The sequence below is a fragment of the Planktothrix sp. PCC 11201 genome (assembly GCF_900009135.1).
Lineage (GTDB): Bacteria > Cyanobacteriota > Cyanobacteriia > Cyanobacteriales > Microcoleaceae > Planktothrix.
This window is the reverse complement of sequence record NZ_LT797711.1, coordinates 597,495-620,470: the sequence shown is the minus strand read 5'-3', so window position 1 is coordinate 620,470 and position 22,976 is coordinate 597,495. Positions and strand designations below refer to the sequence as shown.

The following is a 22,976-nucleotide window of genomic DNA, read 5'->3' as shown; positions in this document are numbered from 1 at the left end:
TCTTATTAAAACCAGGTTTCTCAAATAATCAGAAACCCGGTTTCTTGAGTGTTTGTGATAATTTTAAACCGTACAAATTTCGGTTAACGTAGCAACGAAATTCGGGTAAGAAATTCCGGCGGCTTCGGCGCGGTGAATCGTGGTTTTTCCTTGACAATTTAAAGCCGCGATCGCTAAACTCATAGCAATGCGATGATCCGTATCGCTATCAACTTCTGTCCCCTTTAAAGCAAAACCCCCTGTAATTTCTAAGCCGTCGGGACGTTCACTAATTTTAGCTCCCAATTGACTCATTTGAGTCGCCATTACCGTAATTCGATCGCTTTCTTTCACCCTTAATTCTTCCGCATCTTTAATAATCGTTGTTCCTTCGGCAAAAGTCGCGGCTACCGCTAAAATTGGAATTTCATCAATTAATCGAGGAATAATATCCCCCCCAATTTCACAGGCTTTTAACGCGCCATATTTCACTCGAATATCCGCCACTGGTTCCCCCGCCACAGTCCGTTCATTCTCTAATTGCAGATTGGCTCCCATTTTTTCTAAGGCTTCTAAAATTCCGGTGCGAGTCGGGTTCACCCCCACATTTTCTACCACTAATTCCGACCCGGGAACAATGGCCGCCGCCACTAACCAAAAAGCCGCCGAACTAATATCCCCCGGAACCACAACGTGCTGACCGTGCAGTTCTGCTGGGCCTTTAACGGTTACACTATAAGTATCCGGTTCAACGGTTAAATTAGCCCCAAATGCCCTTAACATTCGTTCACTGTGATCCCGGGATAGGGCGGGTTCGGTAACGGTGGTTTCTCCTTCCGTCATCAACGCGGCTAACAGAATACAGGATTTCACCTGGGCTGAAGCAATAGGGGAAATATAATGAATCGGGCGCAGGGCTTGGCCCTGAACCGCTAGGGGCGCATAAGATCCCCCTTGACGGCCCCAAATGGTAGCCCCCATCTGTTGTAAGGGTTTAGTTACCCGGGACATGGGCCGACGTACCAGGGAACTATCCCCGGTAACACTAAAAAATCGTCCGGGGTGGGAGGCGAGTATTCCTAACATTAACCGTAGGGTTGTACCGGAATTTCCCGCGTCTAAAACCTCCAGGGGTTCTTGCAGATTACCCAGTCCAATGCCTTTGACTTCTACCCGTTCGGAATTTAACTCGGAAATTTCTGCCCCCATCCGAGAAAAACATTCGGCGGTGCTGCGGGGGTCTGCTCCTAACAATAACCCTTCGATGGTGGTGACACCCTGGGCTAAGGCTCCTAACATTAAGGCGCGATGGGAAATCGATTTATCCCCAGGAATGCGAATGCGACCTTGTAAGGATAATCCCGATTTGGGGGGGTGTATTGTTAATATTTGCTCAGTTTCTGTATTTTCTGTTGTTACGATAGTCTCTTGCATTTTATGATTTTAGATTAGGCCACTGATTTCTAAAAGTGATCCTACCGCTTTCTCGACTCTAAGCAAATTGGAAACATCGAGAATTTTACCTAATATTGAGATGAGTTATGTTAACACACTATCGCGTCCCCGTGAGTCTGTCTTTAGTTGCCGTAGACTTACCCCTGCGCTCTTTAATTGAGGGGTCGGCAACCCTCTATCAGAAGGAGCGAGATCAATTCCATTTATTGTTACATGAACCGGCGTTAGTGGAATGGGAGCCTGATATTTTGCCCCAGGAAACGGCAAAACCTCCCCAGAAACCCCGTCTATTGTGGCTGGAGGTGTCTCCCTATCGGGCGGTGATGACGATGCAGGGACAGGGGAAATATAGTTATCGTCATTTATGGCAACAGGGAATGTATGGCTTGAGTCGCTATTATTTACAAACGGATTTACAAGCTATGGCCAGTCAATTGCGTCTGCGTAATTTTACTCGGAAGTTGGAATTGGTCGGACATCCTCTGCCGGAATATGTGCGTTTGGAATACGAACTCTGGTCAGAAAATTTGCAAATGGGTCGTTATGTTTTAAGTCTGGAAATTCATCATTAGGGTTTTTTACTGGGGCAATAGTTAACTAATTCTTTGAATAATACCTCGTTGTTGGAAACAATTTGTTTGGCTTTTTCTCCGGCTTCTTTGACCTTTTGTTGAGCTTCTAATAGTTGTTTTTTCCCTTCGGGAGTAACGGGGGCTTTCTCCGCAATGGTTAGGGCTTCAGCGATTTGTTTGAGACTATTAGATAAGTCTTTAAACTGTTGGGTTGAGTTTTTTTGAAAGGTTTGTAGGGATTGATCTTTAATGGTTAGGGTTTCTATCTCCTTGGCAATACTGTTTAATTCTTGAGACAGTTGTTGGGTGGTTGTCCCATCTAATTTAGGACTGAGGTTAACTACTAAGGTTTGACCTTCATTGATCATACCGATTAGTTTGATGCAGTCGGCGGGTTTACTGCTACAACTGTTTAGGGAAAATGCGATCGCAACCACGGTCACGATCTTTAATAAATAGGGGTTAAAACGAATTTCGTCAAAAAGTTTCACAATATTTTAGGATATTCAGCCTTAATTATTGTCCGGTGTTTTGGAAGGATAGCGATCGCATTTTATAGCAAGAGGCAATAGGGAATGGGCAATGGGCAATAGGTAAATACTTACTATAAGTAGCTTTTAGCTTTCAAGAATGTCCTAATAGATGTGGCAACTGCTATATATGAAATCCCCCACAAAATACCACAGCAATAGTAATCCTTGTAGGATTTGTGATGAAATTTGTAGGGTAGCCTCTCTCTAAACCCACAGCCCAAGAGGGTTGGGAGACCCAACCCCTACCAGTTTAACCTTCGATTTCATCCGGTTGTAATTCTTTGACTTTTTCAAAGGCTGCAACGGCTGCTTCTGTTTGTCCTAAATCCTGTAATGTCAGACCTTTATTATACCAAACATCGGCATCATCCGGTTGCAATTCCAGCGCCTGATTAAAGGAAATTAAGGCTTCTTCTAATCTTCCTAAATTGAGTTGTGAAATGCCTTGGTTATATAAAGCATTAAAATAATTAGGCTCTAATTGAATCGCCTGTTGATAGGATTCTAAGGCTTCTTCTAATCGTCCTAAATCCGATAGAGCGTTTCCTCGATTATTCCAAATATAGGGATCATTGGGTTCTAAATCAACTGCAAGTTGATAGGATTTTAAGGCTTCTTCCATATTCCCTAAAACTTCTAAAACACTACCTCGATTATTCCAAGCATCTGCATATTCGGGTTGTAGGATAATCGCCTGTTCAAAGGAGGATAAGGCTTCTTCAATTCTGCCTAAATTTCTGAGGGTATTACCTCGATAAAACCAAACACAAATATGATTCGGTTGCAGTTTAAGCACTTGATCAAATGAGTCTAAAGCTCCCTGAAAATCTCCAGCTTCATCTTGTTTAATTCCTTGCTCGAACCATTCTTTAACCTCCGATGAAGTTTCGTCAACTATTGGAGTTTCTTCGGGAATAATTTCCGGTTGGTAACTAATGGGAGTTTCGTCAACTATTGGAGTTTCTTCGGGAATAACTTCCGGTTGGTAACTAACGGGGTTTTCCTCAACTATTGGAGTTTCTTCGGGAATAACTTCCGGTTGGTAACTAATGGGGTTTTCCTCAACTATTGGAGTTTCTTCGGGAATAACTTCCGGTTGATAACTAATGGGAGTTTCGTCAACTATTGGAGTTTCTTCGGGAATAATTTCCGGTTGGTAACTAACGGGAGTTTCGTCAACTATTGGAGTTTCTTCTTCTGTTGAATGGGTAACACCACCCCCAATAAATTCCGCATCAATAATCGGAGAAACCTCAATATTATTAGAAGGATTCACCGGAGTAGCAACCCTCAATCCATCCTCAATAAATTCTGCATCAATGATCGGTTTAATCTCATTAATATCTGAAGTTGTCACCTCAGCTTCTGAAGTTAATTGAGCTAAAATGCTTCTCCCAATACTTCCCGCCACATCTCCCAAATCACCAACATCCAGACCCGCTAAAAATACCAAGCGTTGTGCGAGTTCTTCGTGTTGACTGGGTGTTTCCTGTAAACGAGTTCCAAACCGTTCCAACCAAGCCACTAACTCCGTTTCTTGCACCCGATTACCTATCAACCATCCCTTAATTTGTCCCCGACTGCTGGCGGGTTGTAAGGTGTCTAACAGTTGCAGAAATAGGGCTTCATATTCCGTATCTGTCCGAGTTGGAGTCGTCTGGACGGAGGGCGATGGAGGAGTAGGTTGCTTCCCGAACAGCCGTTGAATCAGTCGTTTGAAAAATTGAATAATTCGGCGTAACATAAATAGACTTAGAAATATAGTTGTTATTAGGATTCTGGGCAAAACGACCAGGATCTTCGGACATAATACACCGTTTTGATCTAAATCCTGATCCACTAATATTCAAAGGTTAACCTCTCACCCTTTGGGGTGAAAAGGAAAATATCCGTTTTATCCTCCTGTTTGTTGGGGAGTTCACATCATTCTTAATAAACCCTGTTGACCGAGGAGCATTTCTCGTAACAAACTAAATAGTCCCACCCAAATAATCGGGGTAATATCTACTCCTCCTACTGGGGGAACTATTTTGCGGGTAAGGACTAAAAAGGGTTCGGTGGGCCAAACAATTAGGTTAAAGGGAAAACGCTGTTGATTGACTTGGGGATACCAGGTGAGGACGATTCGGAAAATAAACAAAAAGGTCATCAAACCCAGAATCAAACCTAAACCCCACGTTAAAATCGTTGTTGTATCCATAGGATCAGAAAAAATATTTTAAGTTTTGTTACTGTTTATCAGATCAATTTTAGCGGTTTTGGGAAATTTTCTCATAAATAGAGGAATGTCTTCTCAATATTGTGAAATTTTGTTAAACTGGTAAACCAAGAAATCAATCTAAGACAAGGATTACATTTGTTATGACACCTTCATTAATGAACTTTTTCTATAGTTTGCTGGCTGGAATCCTAATTGTGGTAATTCCTGCAACTGTCGGTCTGCTCTTTATCAGCAAAAAAGATAAAGTCATTCGTTCCTAGACTGGTGATCTGGAAACGGGTCTAGGCAGACTTGCCAAAATCCTGCTTGAACCTATAGACTTAGGGGCTAAGAATCAGAATTCTATCTGAATCGATGGCCCCTAATGTTTATTTTTGCCAAAATACCCAGCCCCAAGCGTCGGTGATTAGAGATTTTCAAAAGAAATCGCTAAAATAGGACTGGCATAGGAGAAAAAATAATGGTTAATTTAGGTTTAAATTTCAGCAGCTTAGTGGGGATTGCCCTCGCGGTTTCTGGTGCTGGATTATATTTCCTGCGTTCTTGGCGGCCAAAACTAGCACGGGATCATGATATTTTCTTTGCCGCCATTGCCTTACTCTGTGGCGGGATTCTGTTGTTTCAAGGATGGCGACTTGATCCAATTCTAGCCTTTGGTCAATTTTTATTAACTGGAAGTGCAGTTTTCTTTGCGGTGGAAAGTGTTCGCCTCAGAGGAATTGCTGTTGTCCAAGCTAAGGAACGAGGGCCAATTGTAGACGATGAACGCTATGTCAGTGACGTTTATCGGGTGGATGCAGAATTGGACGAACTCGAACCAACGGGAGAATATCAGCCAATGGCCCGTCAAATTCGCGGGAGTCGTGATACTCGTTTGAGCCGAGCCGATGCTTATGAAGATGATTCGGTGCGTCGGCGTCCCTCTAGTCGCAAAAGTAGCACCGTTGACTACCCGCCGTCGGAGGAGCGTCCTCGCAAACGTCGTCCCCGTCCAGAATCTCGTCCAGAATCTCGTCCAGAATCTCGTCCAGAACCGACCTCGGATTGGGGAGAACCCCCTAGAGAACGGCAACAAAGACCTCCCAAAAGTCGCTCTAACCGTCCTCCCGCAGCGCCTGCGGTAGATCGAGAGGATTGGACAACTTCTGCTTCTGATGCACCACGGTCTCGCCGTCGTCCCTCTGCTTCTTCGGAATATCGCTATTCTGAAGATCGCCGTCCGAATGATAATTCAACGGATTATGTTGAATATCGACCCGTAGACTATTCTGATGATGAGGTTGATAGTTCTTCCAATTTTGAAAGATAAAACCCCTAAAAAATTAATCAAGGGTTTAGGAATTAGGCATTAGGGTTATATTGTTTCCCTGCCTAGTTCCTAATTTTTTTTTAATAGGTAATGGGGATCACGGATTTAAGAGGATTTCACGGATTTTTAATCTGTGTTAATCTGTGTATTCCTCCTATTTTAAATCTTATTTTATCTTATGTCAATTTTACACTATTGAGAATTTTTAAAGCTGCGCGATCGCACACTCCTTCCTCTCCTAATGCTTGTTTCATCTGTTGATAGCGATTTAATATTTCCTGTCGTTTGGGTTGATTTGTGAGTAATTCTATTGCTTCTCGTACAATATTTTTAGGGGTTACTTCTTCTTGTACCAGTTCAGGCACGATGGCTTGCATTTGGACTAAATTGGTAGGGGAAATAAACGGAACTGAAAAGTTTAAGAAACGACGAACCAGCCAAGCGGTTAAATTACTCACCCGATAAACCACAACTTGGGGAACATTTAATAAGGCAATTTCTAAGTTAACGGTTCCTGATTTGGTAATTGCTAAATCAGCGGCAGATATCACTTCTAAGGTTTGACAATTTCCTGATTTTGTTGAAACTAAAACCGCATTTAATTGATAGTTTTTAATAGCTGTTTCTATGGCATTTTCATATTCGGGTAAAGACACCGGAATCCAAAATTTAACTCCAGGAATTTTATCTTGAATTTGTTGTGCTGCTTCCAACAATATCGGCATTAAATATTTGATTTCTTGCCATCGGGACGCCGGAAGTAACGCGATCGCAATTTCATCCGGTTCTATCCCTAATTTGATCCGAGATTCTTCTCGACTGGGAGCCGTTTTCATCCGGTCTAATAAGGGATGGCCCACCCAAGTTACCTGAGCACCTTTTGATTGAAAATAACGGGCTTCTTCAGGAAAAATCGCTAAAATTCGGTGGCTTAATTTCACAATTTGTTCCGTACTCTTTGAACCCAATGACCACACCCATTCTTGCGGTGCAATATAATAGAAGATCGGCACTTGGGGGAAGTGATTTTTAATGAAATTTCCGATGCCAATATTCGGCCCCATATAATCAATTAAAATCACAATATCGGGAGGATGACTTTTTAAATATTGTTTGGTTTTTTGCTGGATTAAATAAGTCGGAATAATATAAGGGATAGATTCTAAAAGCCCAACGGAACCGATACCTGTAGTATTTCCTAATAATATTGCTCCGGCTGCGGCCATTTTTTCCCCACCCAATGCTATAATTTCTGTAGAGATATTTTGGTTTTTGGCTTGTCTTAACAGAGCTTCAATTAACATTGATCCTTGTAAATCGCCTGAGACTTCTCCCGTACTAATAAAAATCCGAATTGGGGGTTTATTTGCCAGCATTAGAAATCAATAATTAATAACTTGAGGACGGACTAGAGCCGTTTTATTAATAACCTCACTATGGATTATAGCCGTTTATTGAGTCCCTGCTGGATTTTCCTAAAAATCTGATGATTCAGACGCGGCAAAAAACGATACAATCGTCACTCACAGACAGCAAACTTAGCTTTTCCTACAGGAGTCTTGGGAATCTCAAAAAGTGATCTAGCTCAGGAACGTTTATACTCAGAATTGGGTCTTAGTCAGTAGACCTAACTGATAGTCTAACTAAAATAATGACAATTTTATTTATGAACTCTTTATCAACGATAGCCAGACTTTCCTTGGGAATTATGATTTTTAGTAGTTTAAATTTTATTGGAAATACACCCCCAACTTTTGCTAGTTTACCTCAACAGTTGAATCGTCAATCTTCAGGGTTGAAATTAGCACAACTTCCTCAACAACTCTCGGAAAAACCATTAGGGGGTTTATATGTTCAGTCTGCAACTCAAAGCCAAGTTTTTCCCCTAAAACAAACCCAAGTTAAAGCTAAAATTTCCGGGAATGTTTCACAGGTTGAAGTTTCTCAAACCTTTGAAAATCCATTTAAAGAACCTTTAGAAGCGATTTATGTATTTCCTCTCCCTGATCAAGCCGCCGTTGATCAGATGGTAATTAAAATCGGCGATCGCACCATCAAATCCAGAATTGAAACCCGAGAAGACGCGAAGGAAATCTATCAACGGGCAAAAGATCAAGGTCGCACTACCGCCTTATTAGAGCAGGAGCGAGATAATATCTTTACCCAATCTCTTGCTAATATTCAACCCGGCGAACAAATATCCGTAACTATTCGCTATATTGATCAATTAAAATTTGAAGGAGGAAACTATGAATTTGTGTTTCCCATGGTGGTTGGCCCCCGTTATATTCCCGGTCAATTAATTAATAAAAATCAACCCAATACTAATCAGGTTCCCGATGCGGATCGAATCACGCCTCCTATTATTGACCGAGAGACAAAATCCCCCCATAAAATTCAAGTTGATCTGGAAATTGATGCCGGAGTTTCGATTGAAAATGTGCGTTCAACTTCCCATAAAATTATTACCCAACAGCAGGGAAATCGGATATTTGTTAGTTTAGATCAATCCGATCAAATTCCTAATAAAGATCTAATTATAAGATATCAAATTTCAGGAGAAAATACAAGAGCAACGGTATTAACAGAAGCGAATCAACAGGGGGGACATTTTGCCGCCTATTTGTTACCTGCAATTCGTTATAATCCGAATCAAATTATTCCAAAAGACGTTATTTTTCTGATGGATACTTCCGGTTCCCAAGAAGGAGATCCGCTTAAAAAATCTCAAGAATTAATGAAACGATTTATTCAAGGATTAAATCCCGAAGATACCTTTAATATTATTGATTTTGCTAATACCACCAATACTTTATCAGAAACTCCCTTAGAAAATACCCCAGATAACCGACAAAAAGCGATCAATTATATTAATCAATTAGAAGCTAATGGCGGGACGGAATTATTAAATGGAATCCAGACGGTTATGAAGTTTCCCTCTCCCTCTCAGGGTCGCTTACGCAGTATTGTTCTATTAACAGATGGATATATTGGAAATGATCAGGAAGTGATTGCAGAAGTTCAAAATAAACTTAAACCCGGAAATAGATTTTATGCCTTTGGGGTGGGAAGTTCTGTAAATAGATTTTTACTCAATCGTTTGGGAGAAATTGGCCGGGGAACAACCCAAATTGTGCGTCAAGATGAAGCCACAGAAGCTGTTGTAGAAACCTTTTTTAGACAAATTAATAGCCCCATTCTAACAGATATTGAAATCAGTTGGCAAGGAGAAGGATTAAAACCAGAAATTTATCCGGTCAGCTTATCGGATTTGTTTGATAATCAACCCTTAGTCTTATTTGGACGTAAATTAGATCGTCGCAATGGCTTATTAAAAATTACCGGAATAACTGCAAAAGGCGATCGCTATGAACAAACCTTACCCGTTAATTTTCCTGAGATCAATAATAACGAATCGGGTAACATTGCCATTGCTAAATTGTGGGGGCGGGCGAGAATTAAAGACCTGATGAATCAAATGTTTTCTGGGGAAACAAAATCGGGGGTTGAAGGGGTAACACGCACCGCTTTAGCCTATCAATTACTGTCTGAATATACCGCTTTTGTCGCCGTGAGCGAAGAAGTTCGGGTCGATCCCAATGGAACTCGTCACACCGTAGAAGTTCCCCTAGAATTGCCCCAAGGGGTGAGTTATGGCGGTATTTTTGACGCAGCCAAGCCCACTCAATTACCCTCATCTGCTGCTATTAATTTCGGGCCAACTCGTTCTGCATCTGGTTATAATAATTATGGCAGTCAACGTAGTCCAGAAATTGCGCCACCGCCCCCTCCCGTTCGGGGAATAAGCCCGGAACCCACAAATATTAATTTAATTGGAAATAGTCCGGTAAAAATAACAGTTGTTGAAGTTACGGGAATTAGCGATCGCACCCTAATTAATGACCTCAACCGTTATTTCCAAGGGTTGAATTTAGCTGATGAAATCAATGGAAAAGTCACCTTTGAAATGATCATTGATCGAGGGAATGTCCAACGAGCCATTTTTGATGATATTGACTCTAATCTGGATTTAGAGAATAATCTCAAACAGGCGATGATTATTGATCAAATTCGGCGATCGCTCCTAACTTGGCAACCTTCTAACCCCGTAACCGGAAAACTCAAAATCACCCTAGAATTAAAAGCAACAAAATCCTAAATTTAATGAATTTTTCGACTTCAACTTTAACCTTAAATCCGATTTATCCCCTCAGTATTGCACCGATGATGGATCGCACAGATCGCCATTATCGCTATTTTATGCGACAAATCACCCAGCGAACTTTGCTCTATACAGAAATGGTGACAACGGCGGCAATTTTACATGGAGATCAAGAGCAGTTATTAGGATTTTCTCCCGAAGAAAAACCCCTCGTATTACAATTAGGAGGAGATAATCCCAATCATCTGGCAACCTGTGCCAAAATAGCCGAAGATCGGGGATATGATCAGGTTAATTTAAACGTCGGATGTCCCAGTGATCGAGTGCAAAATGGCAATTTCGGGGCGTGTTTAATGGCGCAACCGGAGTTAGTCGCTCAAGCAGTAGAAGCGATGCAAAAAGTGGTTAATATTCCGGTGACTATTAAACATCGAATTGGTATTGATGACCAGGATAAATATGAAGATATGGCCCATTTTGTCAGAATCGTTTCTAACGCCGGATGTCAATACTTTAGTGTTCATGCTCGCAAAGCTTGGTTACAGGGTTTAAGTCCTAAAGAAAACCGGACTATTCCCCCTTTAAGATATGAAGAAGTTCATCGTTTAAAACAAGAGTTTCCCCATCTATTTATTGAAATTAATGGTGGGTTTAAAACCTTAGCAGAAGTCAAAGATCAACTACAATTTGTTGATGCTGTGATGATCGGACGCGCTGCTTATGATCACCCCTATTTGTTCGCAACGGCGGATCAAGAAATCTATGGAGAAAAAACACCTCCCTTGACCCGCCAGGAAGTCATAGAAGCTATGTATCCTTATCTGGAATATTGGTTACAAAAAGGGGTAAAATTAAATAGTATGACCCGCCATTTTTTAGAGTTATTTGCCCGACAACCCGGAACCAAAGCCTGGAAACGTTATATTAGTGAAAATGCCTATCTGACCCATGCTGGAGTAGAAGTTCTTCAGCAAGCATTGAAGCAGCTTCCTCAACCTTAAAATCCCTACGGGTAAAAAACAAGTTGAATAAGGTTCCCTTTCCTAAGATTTTATTTAATTCTCTCATTGTAAAGAAGGGAATAAAAACAATTAATAAACAGAGAATTTGATAAAACAAATCAATTTGAGAAACTTGATTTTGCAGTTCTATTAAAATCCGTTCCAGGGATTCTTGTTGAAATAAACCGACGATTAAATGTTCCACACTATTAAAAAATAAAGCAATGAGGGTAAATAAAACGGATTTATAACCCACCGAAATGATTAAGGGTTTATGTTCATAGCGTTCTACAATGGGGAGTTTTTCCGATAAAAGAATCACCTTTCCTAAAACTAATGCGCCCATAATTGTAATCCCGTAGTTAAAGCCATCAATACCATATTTAACTAAGGCTAGGGAATTTAATGTTACTAAAATACTAAAGGATGAGGCTAAATATAAATTAATAATTCCGAGGTTAATAAACTCCCGAATTAAGATATTTAGCCAGTTCTGCTTAAATGTTGTTATTGTGATCATATTTTTATTCACGATTCTTGAGTCTTGATCTTAAAATAAATTCTGCCACACTTAGATCCACAGGGGTTGTCACTTTCAAATTAGTTTCTTCCCCTGGGACAATATGAACGGATAACCCACATTTTTCAAATAAGGCCGCATCGTCAGTAACTTCCCAACCCTGTTGAATTCCTTGATCATGACATTCTTTTAATAATTTCACCTCAAACCCTTGGGGCGTTTGCGCCGCCCATAATTGTTGACGATCGGGTGTATCTAAAATTAACCCATTTTCATCAACAACCTTAATTGTATCCTTGACTGGAATAGCGGCAATTAACCCCGAACAGGTCTGCAACGTCGCCCCACAGCGCTCGAATAACTCCGGTGTGGCCAAACATCTCGCCCCATCATGAATTAAGACCCGCTCCGCATCCGGTGGTAAGGCCTGTAAGCCATTGTAAACCGACTGTTGACGGGTTTCGCCCCCCTGAATTAACTCGACGGGTTTAGTTAGATTAACACTGGCCAAAATTTCCTGAAAGTCGGGAAAATCCACGGGTTGACCCATGATCCCGATCCAGTCAATACAAGCTGAAGCCTCCGCCGCTTCGAGTGTCCAAGCTAATAGGGGTTTGTCCCATAGGGTCAGGAGCAATTTGTTGCGATCGCTCCCCATTCTGCGTCCCATACCCGCCGCCGGAATTAATAAGTGCATTGTGAAAATTTAGAGGTAAGATTGACAACTCTGTGTTCGTATTAGAATTAAGCTGATCTTGTAGATTAACTCTTTAATGATGAGAATACTAGCCCTTGTCCCAGGTGGAATAGGCGATCAAATCCTGTTTTTTCCCACCCTGGATGGCCTCAAGCAAGCCTATCCTGAAGCCCAAATTTCTGTTATGGTAGAACCCAGAGCCAGGGGAGCTTATCGGGTTTGTAAGTCCGTTTCTGAAACTCTCACCTATGACTTCAAGGGACGAAACAGTTTAGCCGACTGGGGAAATTTTTTAGGAATTGTCCGTGACCGGGAATATGAGGTGGTGGTATCCCTGGGTCAAAGTTGGACAGTGGGATTGTTATTGTGGTTAACGGGTATTCCCACCCGCATTGGTTACGCAGGCGGGGGTGAGGGGCTATTTATTAGCAACCCAGTCCCCTTAAAACCAGAGCAATACGCCGCCGAAATGTATTATGACCTGCTCAAAGGGTTGGACATTATTACCCCCTTTTCAGGATTATCGATTAATGTGCCTAAATTGGATCTCGACTGGGGAGAAGCGGAACAAAAACGCTTAGGAGTCAAGGATAGTGGTTATATTTTGATTCATGGCGGATCTAGCCAGTTAGCCCAACTAAAAGGCATTGATAAAATCTACCCCGTGGCCAGTTGGCAAAAAATTATTCAAGATATTCAACAGCGCCAACCCAACCTCCCCGTGATCATTGTCCAGGGGCCAGAAGATGGGGCGTTAGTGCGGCAAATTGTCGAATCTTGTCCCCAGGTTAAAGTCACCCAACCGGAGGATATTGGTAAATTATCGGCGATGATCGCCTCAGCAAATTTAATGCTCTGTACCGATAGCGCCCCGATGCACCTGGCCGTTGCGGTGGGAACCTATACAATTGCCTTATTTGGCCCAACTGAACCCGCTAAATTATTACCAAAAAGCGATCGGGTAATTGGGATTAAATCTCCTTCGGGCAAAATGTCTGATATCTCTCCCGAGCAGGTAATTAAAAAAATCTGGGGAGGCTAAATGTTCGATCCCCCCTAACCCCATTAAAAAGGGGGGAAATGGACAATTTAACTCCTCGTTTTTTCAGGATAAAACCCCAGTTCAAAGTACCCCTCTAAGATAAAACTCAAGTTCAAAGTCCCCCTTTTTAAGGGGGATTTAGGGGGATCTAACCTAGGATAAAACCAAAGTTCAAAGTCCCCCTTTTCAGGGATTTAGGCGAATCTAACCTAGAGAAAGAAACATAATTGTAAACTATAATTGAATTAAAGCTATCAACAATCTATGAATTACAATATTGAAGAAACAGTTATTGAACGCTACAAAGCCGGAGCGCAAACAGTACAACCTTCCCTATGTTGTCCGGTGGAATATCAGGAAAATCAATATTTAGAAATTATTCCCCAGGAAATTATAGATAAGGACTATGGTTGTGGTGATCCCACCCGTTATGTTAACCCGGGGGAAACCGTAGTTGATTTGGGTTCCGGGGCGGGTAAAAATTGTTATATGATCGCCCAAAAAGTGGGATCATCCGGTCAAGTGATCGGGGTGGATTTTAATGATACAATGTTGGCTCTTTCCCGCAGCCATCAACCGGAAATGGCTCAGAAATTAGGCTATTTGAATACCAGTTTTGTTAAGGCAAAAATTCAGGATTTAGCCTTGGATTTAGATCAAGTGCAACGGTGGTTAACGGTTAATCCGATTCAATCAATTGAAGACTTAGGGAAATTTGAGTTAGAATGCGATCGCCTGCGTCAACAAAACCCTTTAATTGCCGATAACAGTGTTGATGTTGTTATTTCTAATTGTGTTTTAAATTTAGTCCGTCCCCAGGATAAGGATCAACTCTTTCAAGAAATTTATCGAGTCTTAAAACGGGGCGGACGGGCAGTTATTTCTGATATTGTTTGCGATCAAGATCCGACACCTAGAATTTTAAATGATCCCGATCTTTGGAGTGGTTGTATTGCGGGAGCTTTTCGGGAAAATGAGTTTTTAGAACGTTTTGAACAGGCTGGATTTTATGGCGTTGAGATATTAGCCCGACAGGAGGAACCTTGGCAAGTGATTGATGGCATTGAGTTTCGTTCCCTAACAGTTACTGCATTTAAAGGCAAAGACGGCCCCTGTTTAGATGTAAACCAAGCCGTGATTTATAAAGGGCCCTGGAAACAGGTAATGGACGATGACGGACATATTTTATATCGGGGGGAACGGATGGCAGTTTGTGATAAAACCTACCAAATTTATAGTAACATAAACGGCCCCTATTATCAAGATATTTTAGGAATTTTACCCCATGAAACTATCCCCCTAGAATCAGCCCCGGAATTCGATTGTAGACGGAATGCCATTCGTAAACCGGAAGAAACCAAGGGAGAGCATTATCACGTTACCATCAATAATTCTGATAGTTCCTGTTGCGCTCCTGCGAGTTCTAGTTGTTGTTAAATAGTGAAAAAAAGTTATAATAAGTCCTGATCTAAGGTGATATTTAGTAACTTTAGATTAGGGCGATCGCTAATAGCTCGAAACACTTTATTAGTTTATCAATTACTTTCCTAAAAAATGGTAATGTTTGAACGATATGAAGACCAGGGACATATTATATTTCACGGTGATTCTTTACCTATTTTGTCAAGTGAAATAACATCTGAATCTGTAGATCTAATTTTTATTGATCCTCCCTATAATATCGGGAAACAATTCTCTAATTTCCATGACAAGTGGGAGTCTGATGAAGAATATGCAGTATGGGCTTATAAATTACTAGATGAGTGTATTCGGATATTAAAGCCTAATGGAAGTTTATATGTGATGGCAAGTACCCAAGCGATGCCATATTTTGATCTTTATTTAAGAAATAAAATAGTAATTCTGAGTCGCATTATATGGCATTATGATAGTTCAGGAGTTCAAGCCAAAAAATACTTTGGATCAATGTATGAACCCCTACTTCATTGTGTTAAAAATAAAAGTAATTATGTATTCAACTCGAATAATATTAAAATAGAAGCAAAAACAGGCGCGCAACGGAAGTTAATTGATTATAGAAAATCTGTTCCTAGTCCCTATAATTCGGAAAAAGTACCGGGGAATGTCTGGTATTTTCCTCGTGTTAGATATCTTATGGAAGAATACGAAAACCATCCTTCCCAAAAGCCTGAAGCATTGCTAGAGAGGATAATTCTTGCTAGTAGTCAGGAGAGTGGTATTGTACTTGATCCATTTGGAGGGACATTTACATCAGGTGCGGTAGCCAAACGATTAGGAAGAATTTCTATTAGCATAGAATCTCAAGAGGAGTATCTTAAAATTGGTCTAAGGCGAGTTCTGGGATGGCAAGAATATAAAGGTGAGAAGCTATTACCTCCACAGAAAAAACAGACTAGAAGAAATAAAAATATTCAAAATTTTGATTTCATCCAAAAGGAGCTTTTTAATGCCGACAGTACAGCATGAATTTACCGATAAGATTACTGAAATTTTAAATATATATTTCCCTGAACAGGGAAGTAAAATCTTGGATTCTAGCGAGTTATTACAATATCTAAATATTAAGACAAAAGCTGCTAATCGTGGTTCCAAGTCACGAGCAGGATTGGCAAATCATTATGCTATATATGTCTTGATCGAGGACTATCTAAATAATAAGTTTCATATTAATGGCAGTTATAGTGATTATGAAGGGGCAAAATTTACAACACTTCTTCAGAGACAACGAGAACTTCCATTTGGAAGTAAACTCCAAAATCATGCCCTGAATAGTAGACTAAATGAAGAATTTAAAAAATACTTTCCAACGTCATCTTATGTACCTATAATCAGAGATTCTAAAACCAATAAATATTGGATTAATGAAAATCTCTTAAAATGTTCTATTGATAATTCTCAAATAAATATTGCTGAAGCGATTAAAGATATTATTGATGCTTATATAGCGGCGCGTGGTCAAGCATTCAATGACTTTATGATCTATTGTCAACAGATGATCGATATTCAGAAACAAGATCCTTCACAAGCGGTTAAATTTATTAAAGATTTACTGAAACCTAATATAGATGCAAGAGTTTTTGAAATTGTCAGCTACGCCATTTTGAAGGAATATTATGCAGACCAACAAATATATTGGGGTTGGTCACTCGATGAACTAAACGTGGAATATTTGGTTTTATATAAAACGGGTCGAACCAACGCAAATGATGGGGGTATAGATTTTGTAATGAAACCCCTGGGAAGATTTTTCCAAGTCACAGAAACTCTTGATGCAGGTAAATATTTTCTCGATATTGATAAGGTTCAGAGATATCCGATTACTTTTGTTGTGAAAACAGAACATACCGTTGAAACAATCTTAAACAAAATCAGAGAAAAAGCGACGGAAAAATATAATATTAAAGCTATTGTTAGAAAATATATGGAATCTGTAGAAGAAGTGATTAATATTCCCGAACTGATGAGTCATTTTGATAGGGTTTTAGAACGGGGTAAAGGTGCATCTGTTATTGAAGAAATCGTTTTACAAAGTCGTGTGGAATTTAATGTAGAAGCAGAGGAACAAGATATTTTGATCAATGAAAATGAAGTTGAAGATGAGTAGACATTGATATTGCCATAAGTTGCCGTTTTATATTAAGAATTGTTTCAAATTAAAACAAAATAGAAACTTTTGAACAATGGCAAAAGGTTAATTGTATCTTAAACAATATCCAGAGTTGAACAACCCACCCAGATTAAAAAACACCATTTAAATAGGACTTGACAATGATTAATACTGTAACACCAGTTCCTAAAGGGATTGGCGTTCTATTAAAAGCACCTTTATCGGGACATATTCTACCCATTGAACAGGTTCCCGACCCCGTATTTGCTCAAAAAATGGTTGGGGATGGAATAGCCATTGACCCCGTGAGTCAGGTTTTAATTGCCCCCTGTGATGGGGAAGTGATCCAACTGCATCCGTCCCATCATGCGGTGACATTAAAAACCCCAGAAGGGTTAGAAGTATTAATGCACATTGGGTTAGATACCGTTAAGTTACGCGGGCAAGGGTTTAGTCCTAAAGTTAAAATGGGCGATCGCATTCAAACAGGCGATCCCTTAATAGAATTTGATCCCGATTATATCGCTCTAAATGCTAAAAGTTTACTCACCCAAATTGTGATTACGAATAGTGATCAATTGGCAACTTTTCAAGCTAGTTCGGGTCATGTTGTGGCCGGAGAAACCGTTATTTTAGAACTGACTTTCGCCCCAACAGTAATTGAAAATAACCCAATTTCTGCCGAGACAATTACCTCCGATGAAATTATTATTCCTAATCCTACCGGACTCCACGCTAGACCTTCGGCCGTCTTAGCCAATTTAGCTAAAAAATATCAATCTAAAATTCGGTTACAACGGGGCGAACAAGACGCCAATGTTAAGAGTGTGGTCGGGTTAATGGCCATGGAAGTCAATAACGGCGATCGGGTGGTTTTGGTGGCCCAGGGGCCAGATGCGGCTGAAGCGATCGCCGAACTCACCGAAGCCATGCGTTCCGGGTTAGGGGAAGAAGGCAGTCTGCCCATTTCCGCCCCCGCCAGTGTCGCCCAAGGAGAAATCTCGAATCCGGCCCCCCGTCGGCGTTCGGACGATCCTAATGTGGTTTTAGGGGTAGCTGCATCCTCGGGGGTGGCCGTGGGTCAAACTTTCCGGGTGAGGGAACAGGAAATTGAGGTGACGGAAAAGGCCGAAAACCCCAATACAGAAAGGCGGAAGTTAGAAACGGCGATCGAACAGGCCCAATTAGAGGTAGAAGCGTTACGCGCTAATGTTCATGGCCAGGGCGATCCGAGTAAATCAGCTATTTTCGCCGCCCATCAGGAATTATTAGAAGATCCTGAATTAATTGATATTGCTACCAGCACCATTGATAAGGGAAAAAGTGCTGCTTTTGCCTGGAAACAAGCTTTTACAAATAGTGCAGCCCAACTGGCAAAATTGCAAAATGAATTGTTATCCCAACGGGCAAATGATGTTCGAGATGTGGGGCAACGGGTATTAAGAATTCTCACCGGAGTTACCTTAACCGGGCCGATTTATCCTGAGAATACTATTTTAATTGCTGAGGATTTAACCCCTTCGGATATGGCAACTTTGGATCGCTCAAAAGTGATTGGATTTTGTACCGTTGCCGGGGGTTCGACTTCTCATGTGGCAATTTTAGCCCGTTCTATGGAAATTCCAGCGATCGCGGGAACTGAACCTCAAGTCTTAGATTTACCCGACGGTACACCTGTTATCTTAGATGGCAGTAAAGGCACATTAAAATTAAATCCGACGGTGGCAGAAATGGAGCGGGTTAAAACCCAGCTAGTTGAAATTGCGAAAAAACGGCAAACCGATCTAGCTAATGCCATGAAACCCGCCATCACCACCGATGGACACCGGATGGAAATTGTTGCCAATATTGGGGGGAAACCCGAGGCAGAAACTTCCGTGAAATTGGGGGGAGAAGGGGTCGGTTTATTGCGAACAGAATTTGTATTTATGGAGCGGACATCTGCCCCCACAGAAGACGAACAAACGGAAATATATAGTAGTATTGCCCGGGTTTTAGGGAAGGATAGACCATTAATTATTCGGACTTTAGACGTAGGTGGAGATAAACCCCTACCCTATTTACCCATTCCCCATGAAGAAAACCCCTTTTTAGGAGAACGGGGAATTAGATTTGGGTTTGATCGTCCTGAACTTTTGAGAACCCAATTTCGGGCTATTTTAAGATCGGCGGAGGCGGGAATGTTGCGAATTATGTTCCCGATGATTGCCCGATTAGAAGAAATTAGAATGGCAAAAGCCATGTTAGAAGAAGAACGGGAAAAGTTAAATCTTCCCCCGGTTTCTGTAGGGATTATGGTGGAAGTTCCCTCGGCGGCAGTCATGGCCGAACAGTTTGCTAAAGAGGTAGATTTCTTCTCTATTGGAACTAATGATTTAACCCAATATACCTTAGCAATGGATCGGGGACATCCGAAACTTGCCCCCTATGTGGATGGGTTAAATCCGGCGGTTTTACGATTAATTGATTTAACGGTTAAAGGAGCAACTAAAGAAGGAAAATGGGTGGGAGTTTGTGGCGGCATTGCCAGTGATGCTCAAGCTATTCCCTTATTAATTGGTTTGGGGGTGAAGGAATTAAGTGTTAGTGTTCCCAGTATTCCGACAATTAAGGCACAAATCCGAGAATTAAGTTTAGTGGAGTGTCAAGAATTAGCCCAAAAAGCCTTAAATGCCGAAACGGGGGCGGATGTGCGGGCACTTTAATCAGTCATCAGTTATCAGTTATCAGTTATCAGTTGTAGGGGCGGGTTTATCAAGATTTAGGGATTAACAAAGATCTAAAAAAACCCGCCCGTACCAGTTATCAGTTGTAGGGGCGGGTTCATCAAGATTTAGGTGATTAACAAAGATCTAAAAAAACCCGCCCGTACCAGTTATTAGTTGTAGGGGCGGGTTCATCAAGATTTAGGTGATTAACAAAGATCTAAAAAACCCCGCCCGTACCAGTTATTAGTTGTAGGGGCGGGTTCATCAAGATTTAGGTGATTAACAAAGATCTAAAAAAACCCGCCCGTACCAGTTATCGGTTATTAGTAACAATATCTAATAGAGCCATGAAGGACTCACTACTTAAGAAAAACGATGTTTAAAAACGCTTTTGCTTTGTTACAAAAAATGGGAAAGTCTTTAATGCTTCCCGTTTCGGTGTTACCCATTGCTGGCTTATTATTAGGATTGGGTAGCGCTCGTTTAATTGAATTACAAAATCTGGCATCGGGAACAATTTCTTCCCCTAAGTTTGGGTGGCTGCCTGAAGGTTTAGCAACCATTATGAAGACTTCCGGGGATGCAATTTTTGGTAATTTACCGATTATTTTTGCGATTTCCGTTGCCATTGGATTTGCGGAAAATGACGGGGTTGCTGCTTTGGCGGCAACGGTGGGATTTGTGGTTTTTATCGCTGCTTTAGGGGCGGCATCTACCACTTTATTTGGTATGAATCCCGATGATTTAGTCAAAGTCATGGGCATTCCTTCCTTAGATACGGGGGTATTTGGCGGGTTAATTATGGGTTGTGTTGCAGCCTATTTATTTAATCGTTATTTCCGAATTCAACTCCCTCAATATCTGGGATTTTTTGCGGGAAAAAGATTTGTTCCGATTGTGACTTCCTTTGCGGCGATCGCCATGGGAATCTTAATGAGCGTGGTCTGGCCGCCCATTGGAGCCGCAATTTCTACGGCTGCAAATGCAGCGGCATCCGGTGGCAATGTTAGTCTTACCGCCGCTATTTATGGGGTTGTAGAACGGCTATTATTACCCTTTGGATTACATCATATTTGGAATGTTCCTTTCTTTTTTCAAATCGGATCATTTCTTGATCCACTCACGAATAGAGTGGTAACTGGAGACATTAATCGCTTCTTTGCTGGCGACCCAACGGCCGGAATTTTAGGGGGGGCTTATTGGTTCAAAATGTTCGGTTTACCGGCGGCGGCGATCGCAATTTGGCGGGCGGCAAAACCGAAAAATCGCGTGTTAACTGGGGGGATTATGATCTCCGCTGCTTTCACCTCTTTCTTAACCGGAATTACCGAGCCGATTGAATTTTCATTTATGTTCGTTGCCCCGCCTTTATACGCGATTCATGCAGTAATGGCGGGCTTTTGTGATTGGCTATTTATTGCCTTGGGTGGACGGATGGGATTTACCTTTTCCCAGGGATTTATTGACTTTTTCCTGTTTAATGGATTAGGCACAAAGGCGTGGTTAATTCCCGCTTTAGGGCCGTTTTTTGCAGCGTTATATTTCTGTGTGTTTTACTTTGGAATCCGACAGTTTAATTTCTCCACTCCGGGTCGAGAAGATGAGGTAGAAACCGTAACCACAATTACGCCCGGAACAGGTGTAGGAAGTCTGGCAATGGAGTTAGTTCGAGCCTTTGGTGGACGGAGTAATATTGCCACTTTGGATGCTTGTATTACTCGATTAAGAATCACCGTTAATGATATTAAAAAGGTGAATAAAGCCCGACTTAAAGCATTAGGAGCTTCGGGAGTTTTAGAAATGGGAAATAGCGCCCAAGCCATATTCGGCCCCCGTTCGGAAAATTTAAAAACAGATATGATGGAATATCTCAAAAATGCGGGGCCAGAGGCAGATTTTGTTGAGGAAATCACACCAGAAACTACAGAGGTTAATTCACCTGAAGCAGTGATTTCAACCCCAATTATCTCAGATTCCGAGGCAAAAAATCGGATTCAGCAGATCATGATTGCCTTGGGTGGAAAACAGAATATTCAGAGTATTGATGCAGTAGCATTAACTCGATTACGGGTTAAAGTTATTGATAATAACCTGATTGATGAAGACGGATTAAAAGCCGCGGGTGTGGAAGGAATTTTACGTTTACCCAATGGCATATTACATCTATTAGTCGGTTTAGGTGCGGAACAATACGCAAAGAATCAGTGATCAGTGATCAGTTTAAGAGTTATCAGTTATCAGTTTAAGAGTTATCAGTTATAGCAACCCGCGCCGAGGTTGTAATATTTTAATATTGATTAACTGATAACTGTTAACTGTTAACTGTTAACTGATGACTAATATTAGATGGGTTTAAAATCTTTGTTGAAATTAAGTTGATTGGCTTGGACTCCTGGTACAAATGCAATTAGTTCTTCCAGACCTGATTTATTAACATAAATACCCGCTCCGGTTCCGTACCCCGATAAGGTTAAATCCTTAAAAGTAATCACATCATTAGTTTTATAAACAAAGTAATCTTCACCTACAGTAAAATCACTAATAAACGCAAAATCCGTTAAACCTCCGGTTGCATAATAGGTGCTAGAATCAGAACTCCCTAAATAAAATCCATCCAATCCTGCACCCCCAACTAAAGTATCAATTTCACCCGCTCCTGGAGTAGTTGAGTTAACATCAATCCCCGCAATAAAATCATCCCCAAGATCACCGGAAACATAATCATTTCCCCCGCCACCGGCTAGGAGATCAATTCCTTGACCTCCAAACAAAGAATCATTATCGTTTCCTCCAAATAATAAATCTGAACCTAAGTTACCAAAAATTTGATTTTTACCTGATTCTCCAATCAAAACATCGTCCCCTTTCCCTCCAAATAGCAAATCATTCCCTGGACTACCATAAATAACATCCGCTCCCAGATTGCCATTAATCGTATCATCGCCCTCAAGACCTTGCAGGGTGTCATCTCCCGCTAACCCATAAATTTCATCGTTTCCAATCAATCCAACCAGATTATCAGCTGCTTCAGTTCCTAAAATTAAAGTCATTTTTTAAATCATTTATTAGTTATCAGTTATTAGTAATAAAGCAATTGTTGGTTGTTGTCAACTAAAATCAATATTTATTTGACTTGATTGACGGGATTTTTTTGATAAACCGATAACCACTAGAGACGCGCCGTGGCA

Annotated in this window: 19 protein-coding genes; 11 read left to right on the top strand and 8 right to left on the bottom strand. The window is 41.1% G+C overall.

What is annotated here, in order from left to right:
* Positions 1-63 precede the first annotated feature (63 nt).
* Entirely contained in the window at positions 64-1,413 is a 1,350-nt protein-coding gene (aroA, locus tag PL11201_RS24935) for a 3-phosphoshikimate 1-carboxyvinyltransferase (RefSeq protein WP_079681523.1), read from the bottom strand.
* A gap of 107 nt (positions 1,414-1,520) precedes the next feature.
* On the opposite strand from aroA, the gene PL11201_RS24930 reads away from it, so the two are divergent.
* Positions 1,521-2,006 (top strand): hypothetical protein, encoded by a 486-nt coding sequence (locus PL11201_RS24930; protein WP_079681522.1) that lies wholly within the window; start codon positions 1,521-1,523, stop codon positions 2,004-2,006.
* On the opposite strand, the gene PL11201_RS24925 is transcribed toward PL11201_RS24930, so the two are convergent.
* The 3 genes from PL11201_RS24925 to PL11201_RS24915 form a co-directional block, all read right to left on the bottom strand.
* Complete coding sequence (locus tag PL11201_RS24925) at positions 2,003-2,497, bottom strand: hypothetical protein (protein ID WP_079681521.1); 495 nt, start codon at positions 2,495-2,497, stop codon at positions 2,003-2,005. The two genes, PL11201_RS24930 and PL11201_RS24925, sit on opposite strands and share 4 nt — an antisense overlap.
* Positions 2,498-2,789: 292 nt before the next feature.
* A complete protein-coding gene (locus PL11201_RS24920; RefSeq protein WP_079681520.1) occupies positions 2,790-4,283 on the bottom strand; it encodes a tetratricopeptide repeat protein in 1,494 nt (497 codons plus the stop codon).
* A gap of 174 nt (positions 4,284-4,457) precedes the next feature.
* Positions 4,458-4,739 (bottom strand): YggT family protein, encoded by a 282-nt coding sequence (locus PL11201_RS24915; protein WP_079681519.1) that lies wholly within the window; start codon positions 4,737-4,739, stop codon positions 4,458-4,460.
* Positions 4,740-4,900: 161 nt separating this feature from the next.
* On the opposite strand from PL11201_RS24915, the gene psbX reads away from it, so the two are divergent.
* On the top strand, positions 4,901-5,020 hold the full coding sequence (psbX, locus tag PL11201_RS24910) for a photosystem II reaction center X protein (RefSeq protein ID WP_071782561.1): 120 nt from the start codon (positions 4,901-4,903) through the stop codon (positions 5,018-5,020).
* 200 nt (positions 5,021-5,220) lie between these two features.
* On the top strand, positions 5,221-6,069 hold the full coding sequence (locus tag PL11201_RS24905) for a Ycf66 family protein (RefSeq protein ID WP_079681518.1): 849 nt from the start codon (positions 5,221-5,223) through the stop codon (positions 6,067-6,069).
* Positions 6,070-6,245: 176 nt separating this feature from the next.
* Here PL11201_RS24905 and lpxB read toward each other — a convergent pair whose 3' ends face one another.
* Positions 6,246-7,445: a lipid-A-disaccharide synthase gene (lpxB, locus tag PL11201_RS24900; protein WP_200816865.1), complete on the bottom strand. Its 1,200-nt coding sequence runs from the start codon at positions 7,443-7,445 to the stop codon at positions 6,246-6,248.
* Positions 7,446-7,735: 290 nt separating this feature from the next.
* On the opposite strand from lpxB, the gene PL11201_RS24895 reads away from it, so the two are divergent.
* Positions 7,736-10,228, top strand: coding sequence for a VIT domain-containing protein (locus tag PL11201_RS24895; RefSeq protein ID WP_234996835.1), 2,493 nt, complete (start codon positions 7,736-7,738; stop codon positions 10,226-10,228).
* Between the two features lie 5 nt (positions 10,229-10,233).
* On the top strand, positions 10,234-11,232 hold the full coding sequence (dusA, locus tag PL11201_RS24890) for a tRNA dihydrouridine(20/20a) synthase DusA (protein WP_079681516.1): 999 nt from the start codon (positions 10,234-10,236) through the stop codon (positions 11,230-11,232).
* Here dusA and PL11201_RS24885 read toward each other — a convergent pair.
* Together PL11201_RS24885 and ispD are read right to left on the bottom strand one after the other, a co-directional pair.
* Entirely contained in the window at positions 11,156-11,752 is a 597-nt protein-coding gene (locus PL11201_RS24885; RefSeq protein ID WP_079681515.1) for a hypothetical protein, read from the bottom strand. The two genes, dusA and PL11201_RS24885, sit on opposite strands and share 77 nt — an antisense overlap.
* Positions 11,753-11,756: 4 nt before the next feature.
* Positions 11,757-12,449 (bottom strand): 2-C-methyl-D-erythritol 4-phosphate cytidylyltransferase, encoded by a 693-nt coding sequence (gene ispD / locus PL11201_RS24880; RefSeq protein WP_079681514.1) that lies wholly within the window; start codon positions 12,447-12,449, stop codon positions 11,757-11,759.
* Positions 12,450-12,528: 79 nt separating this feature from the next.
* Between ispD and PL11201_RS24875 the strand changes: the two genes are divergently transcribed.
* The 6 genes from PL11201_RS24875 (at position 12,529) to ptsG (ending at position 21,996) form a co-directional block, all read left to right on the top strand.
* The gene (locus PL11201_RS24875) at positions 12,529-13,491 is read left to right on the top strand and encodes a glycosyltransferase family 9 protein (protein ID WP_079681628.1); all 963 of its coding nucleotides are present in this window, start codon (positions 12,529-12,531) and stop codon (positions 13,489-13,491) included.
* Positions 13,492-13,755: 264 nt separating this feature from the next.
* On the top strand, positions 13,756-14,928 hold the full coding sequence (locus tag PL11201_RS24870) for a methyltransferase domain-containing protein (protein ID WP_079681513.1): 1,173 nt from the start codon (positions 13,756-13,758) through the stop codon (positions 14,926-14,928).
* Between the two features lie 117 nt (positions 14,929-15,045).
* Positions 15,046-15,939, top strand: a complete 894-nt coding sequence (gene yhdJ, locus PL11201_RS24865; RefSeq protein ID WP_234996834.1) for an adenine-specific DNA-methyltransferase — start codon at positions 15,046-15,048, stop codon at positions 15,937-15,939.
* Positions 15,920-17,077: a restriction endonuclease gene (locus PL11201_RS24860; protein WP_079681512.1), complete on the top strand. Its 1,158-nt coding sequence runs from the start codon at positions 15,920-15,922 to the stop codon at positions 17,075-17,077. Before yhdJ ends, PL11201_RS24860 begins: the two co-directional genes overlap by 20 nt.
* Positions 17,078-17,241: 164 nt before the next feature.
* Entirely contained in the window at positions 17,242-19,785 is a 2,544-nt protein-coding gene (gene ptsP / locus PL11201_RS24855; RefSeq protein WP_079681511.1) for a phosphoenolpyruvate--protein phosphotransferase, read from the top strand.
* 378 nt (positions 19,786-20,163) lie between these two features.
* A complete protein-coding gene (gene ptsG / locus PL11201_RS24850; protein WP_079681510.1) occupies positions 20,164-21,996 on the top strand; it encodes a glucose-specific PTS transporter subunit IIBC in 1,833 nt (610 codons plus the stop codon).
* A gap of 134 nt (positions 21,997-22,130) precedes the next feature.
* Here ptsG and PL11201_RS24845 read toward each other — a convergent pair whose 3' ends face one another.
* The gene (locus PL11201_RS24845) at positions 22,131-22,838 is read right to left on the bottom strand and encodes a calcium-binding protein (protein ID WP_079681509.1); all 708 of its coding nucleotides are present in this window, start codon (positions 22,836-22,838) and stop codon (positions 22,131-22,133) included.
* Positions 22,839-22,976: the final 138 nt, after the last annotated feature.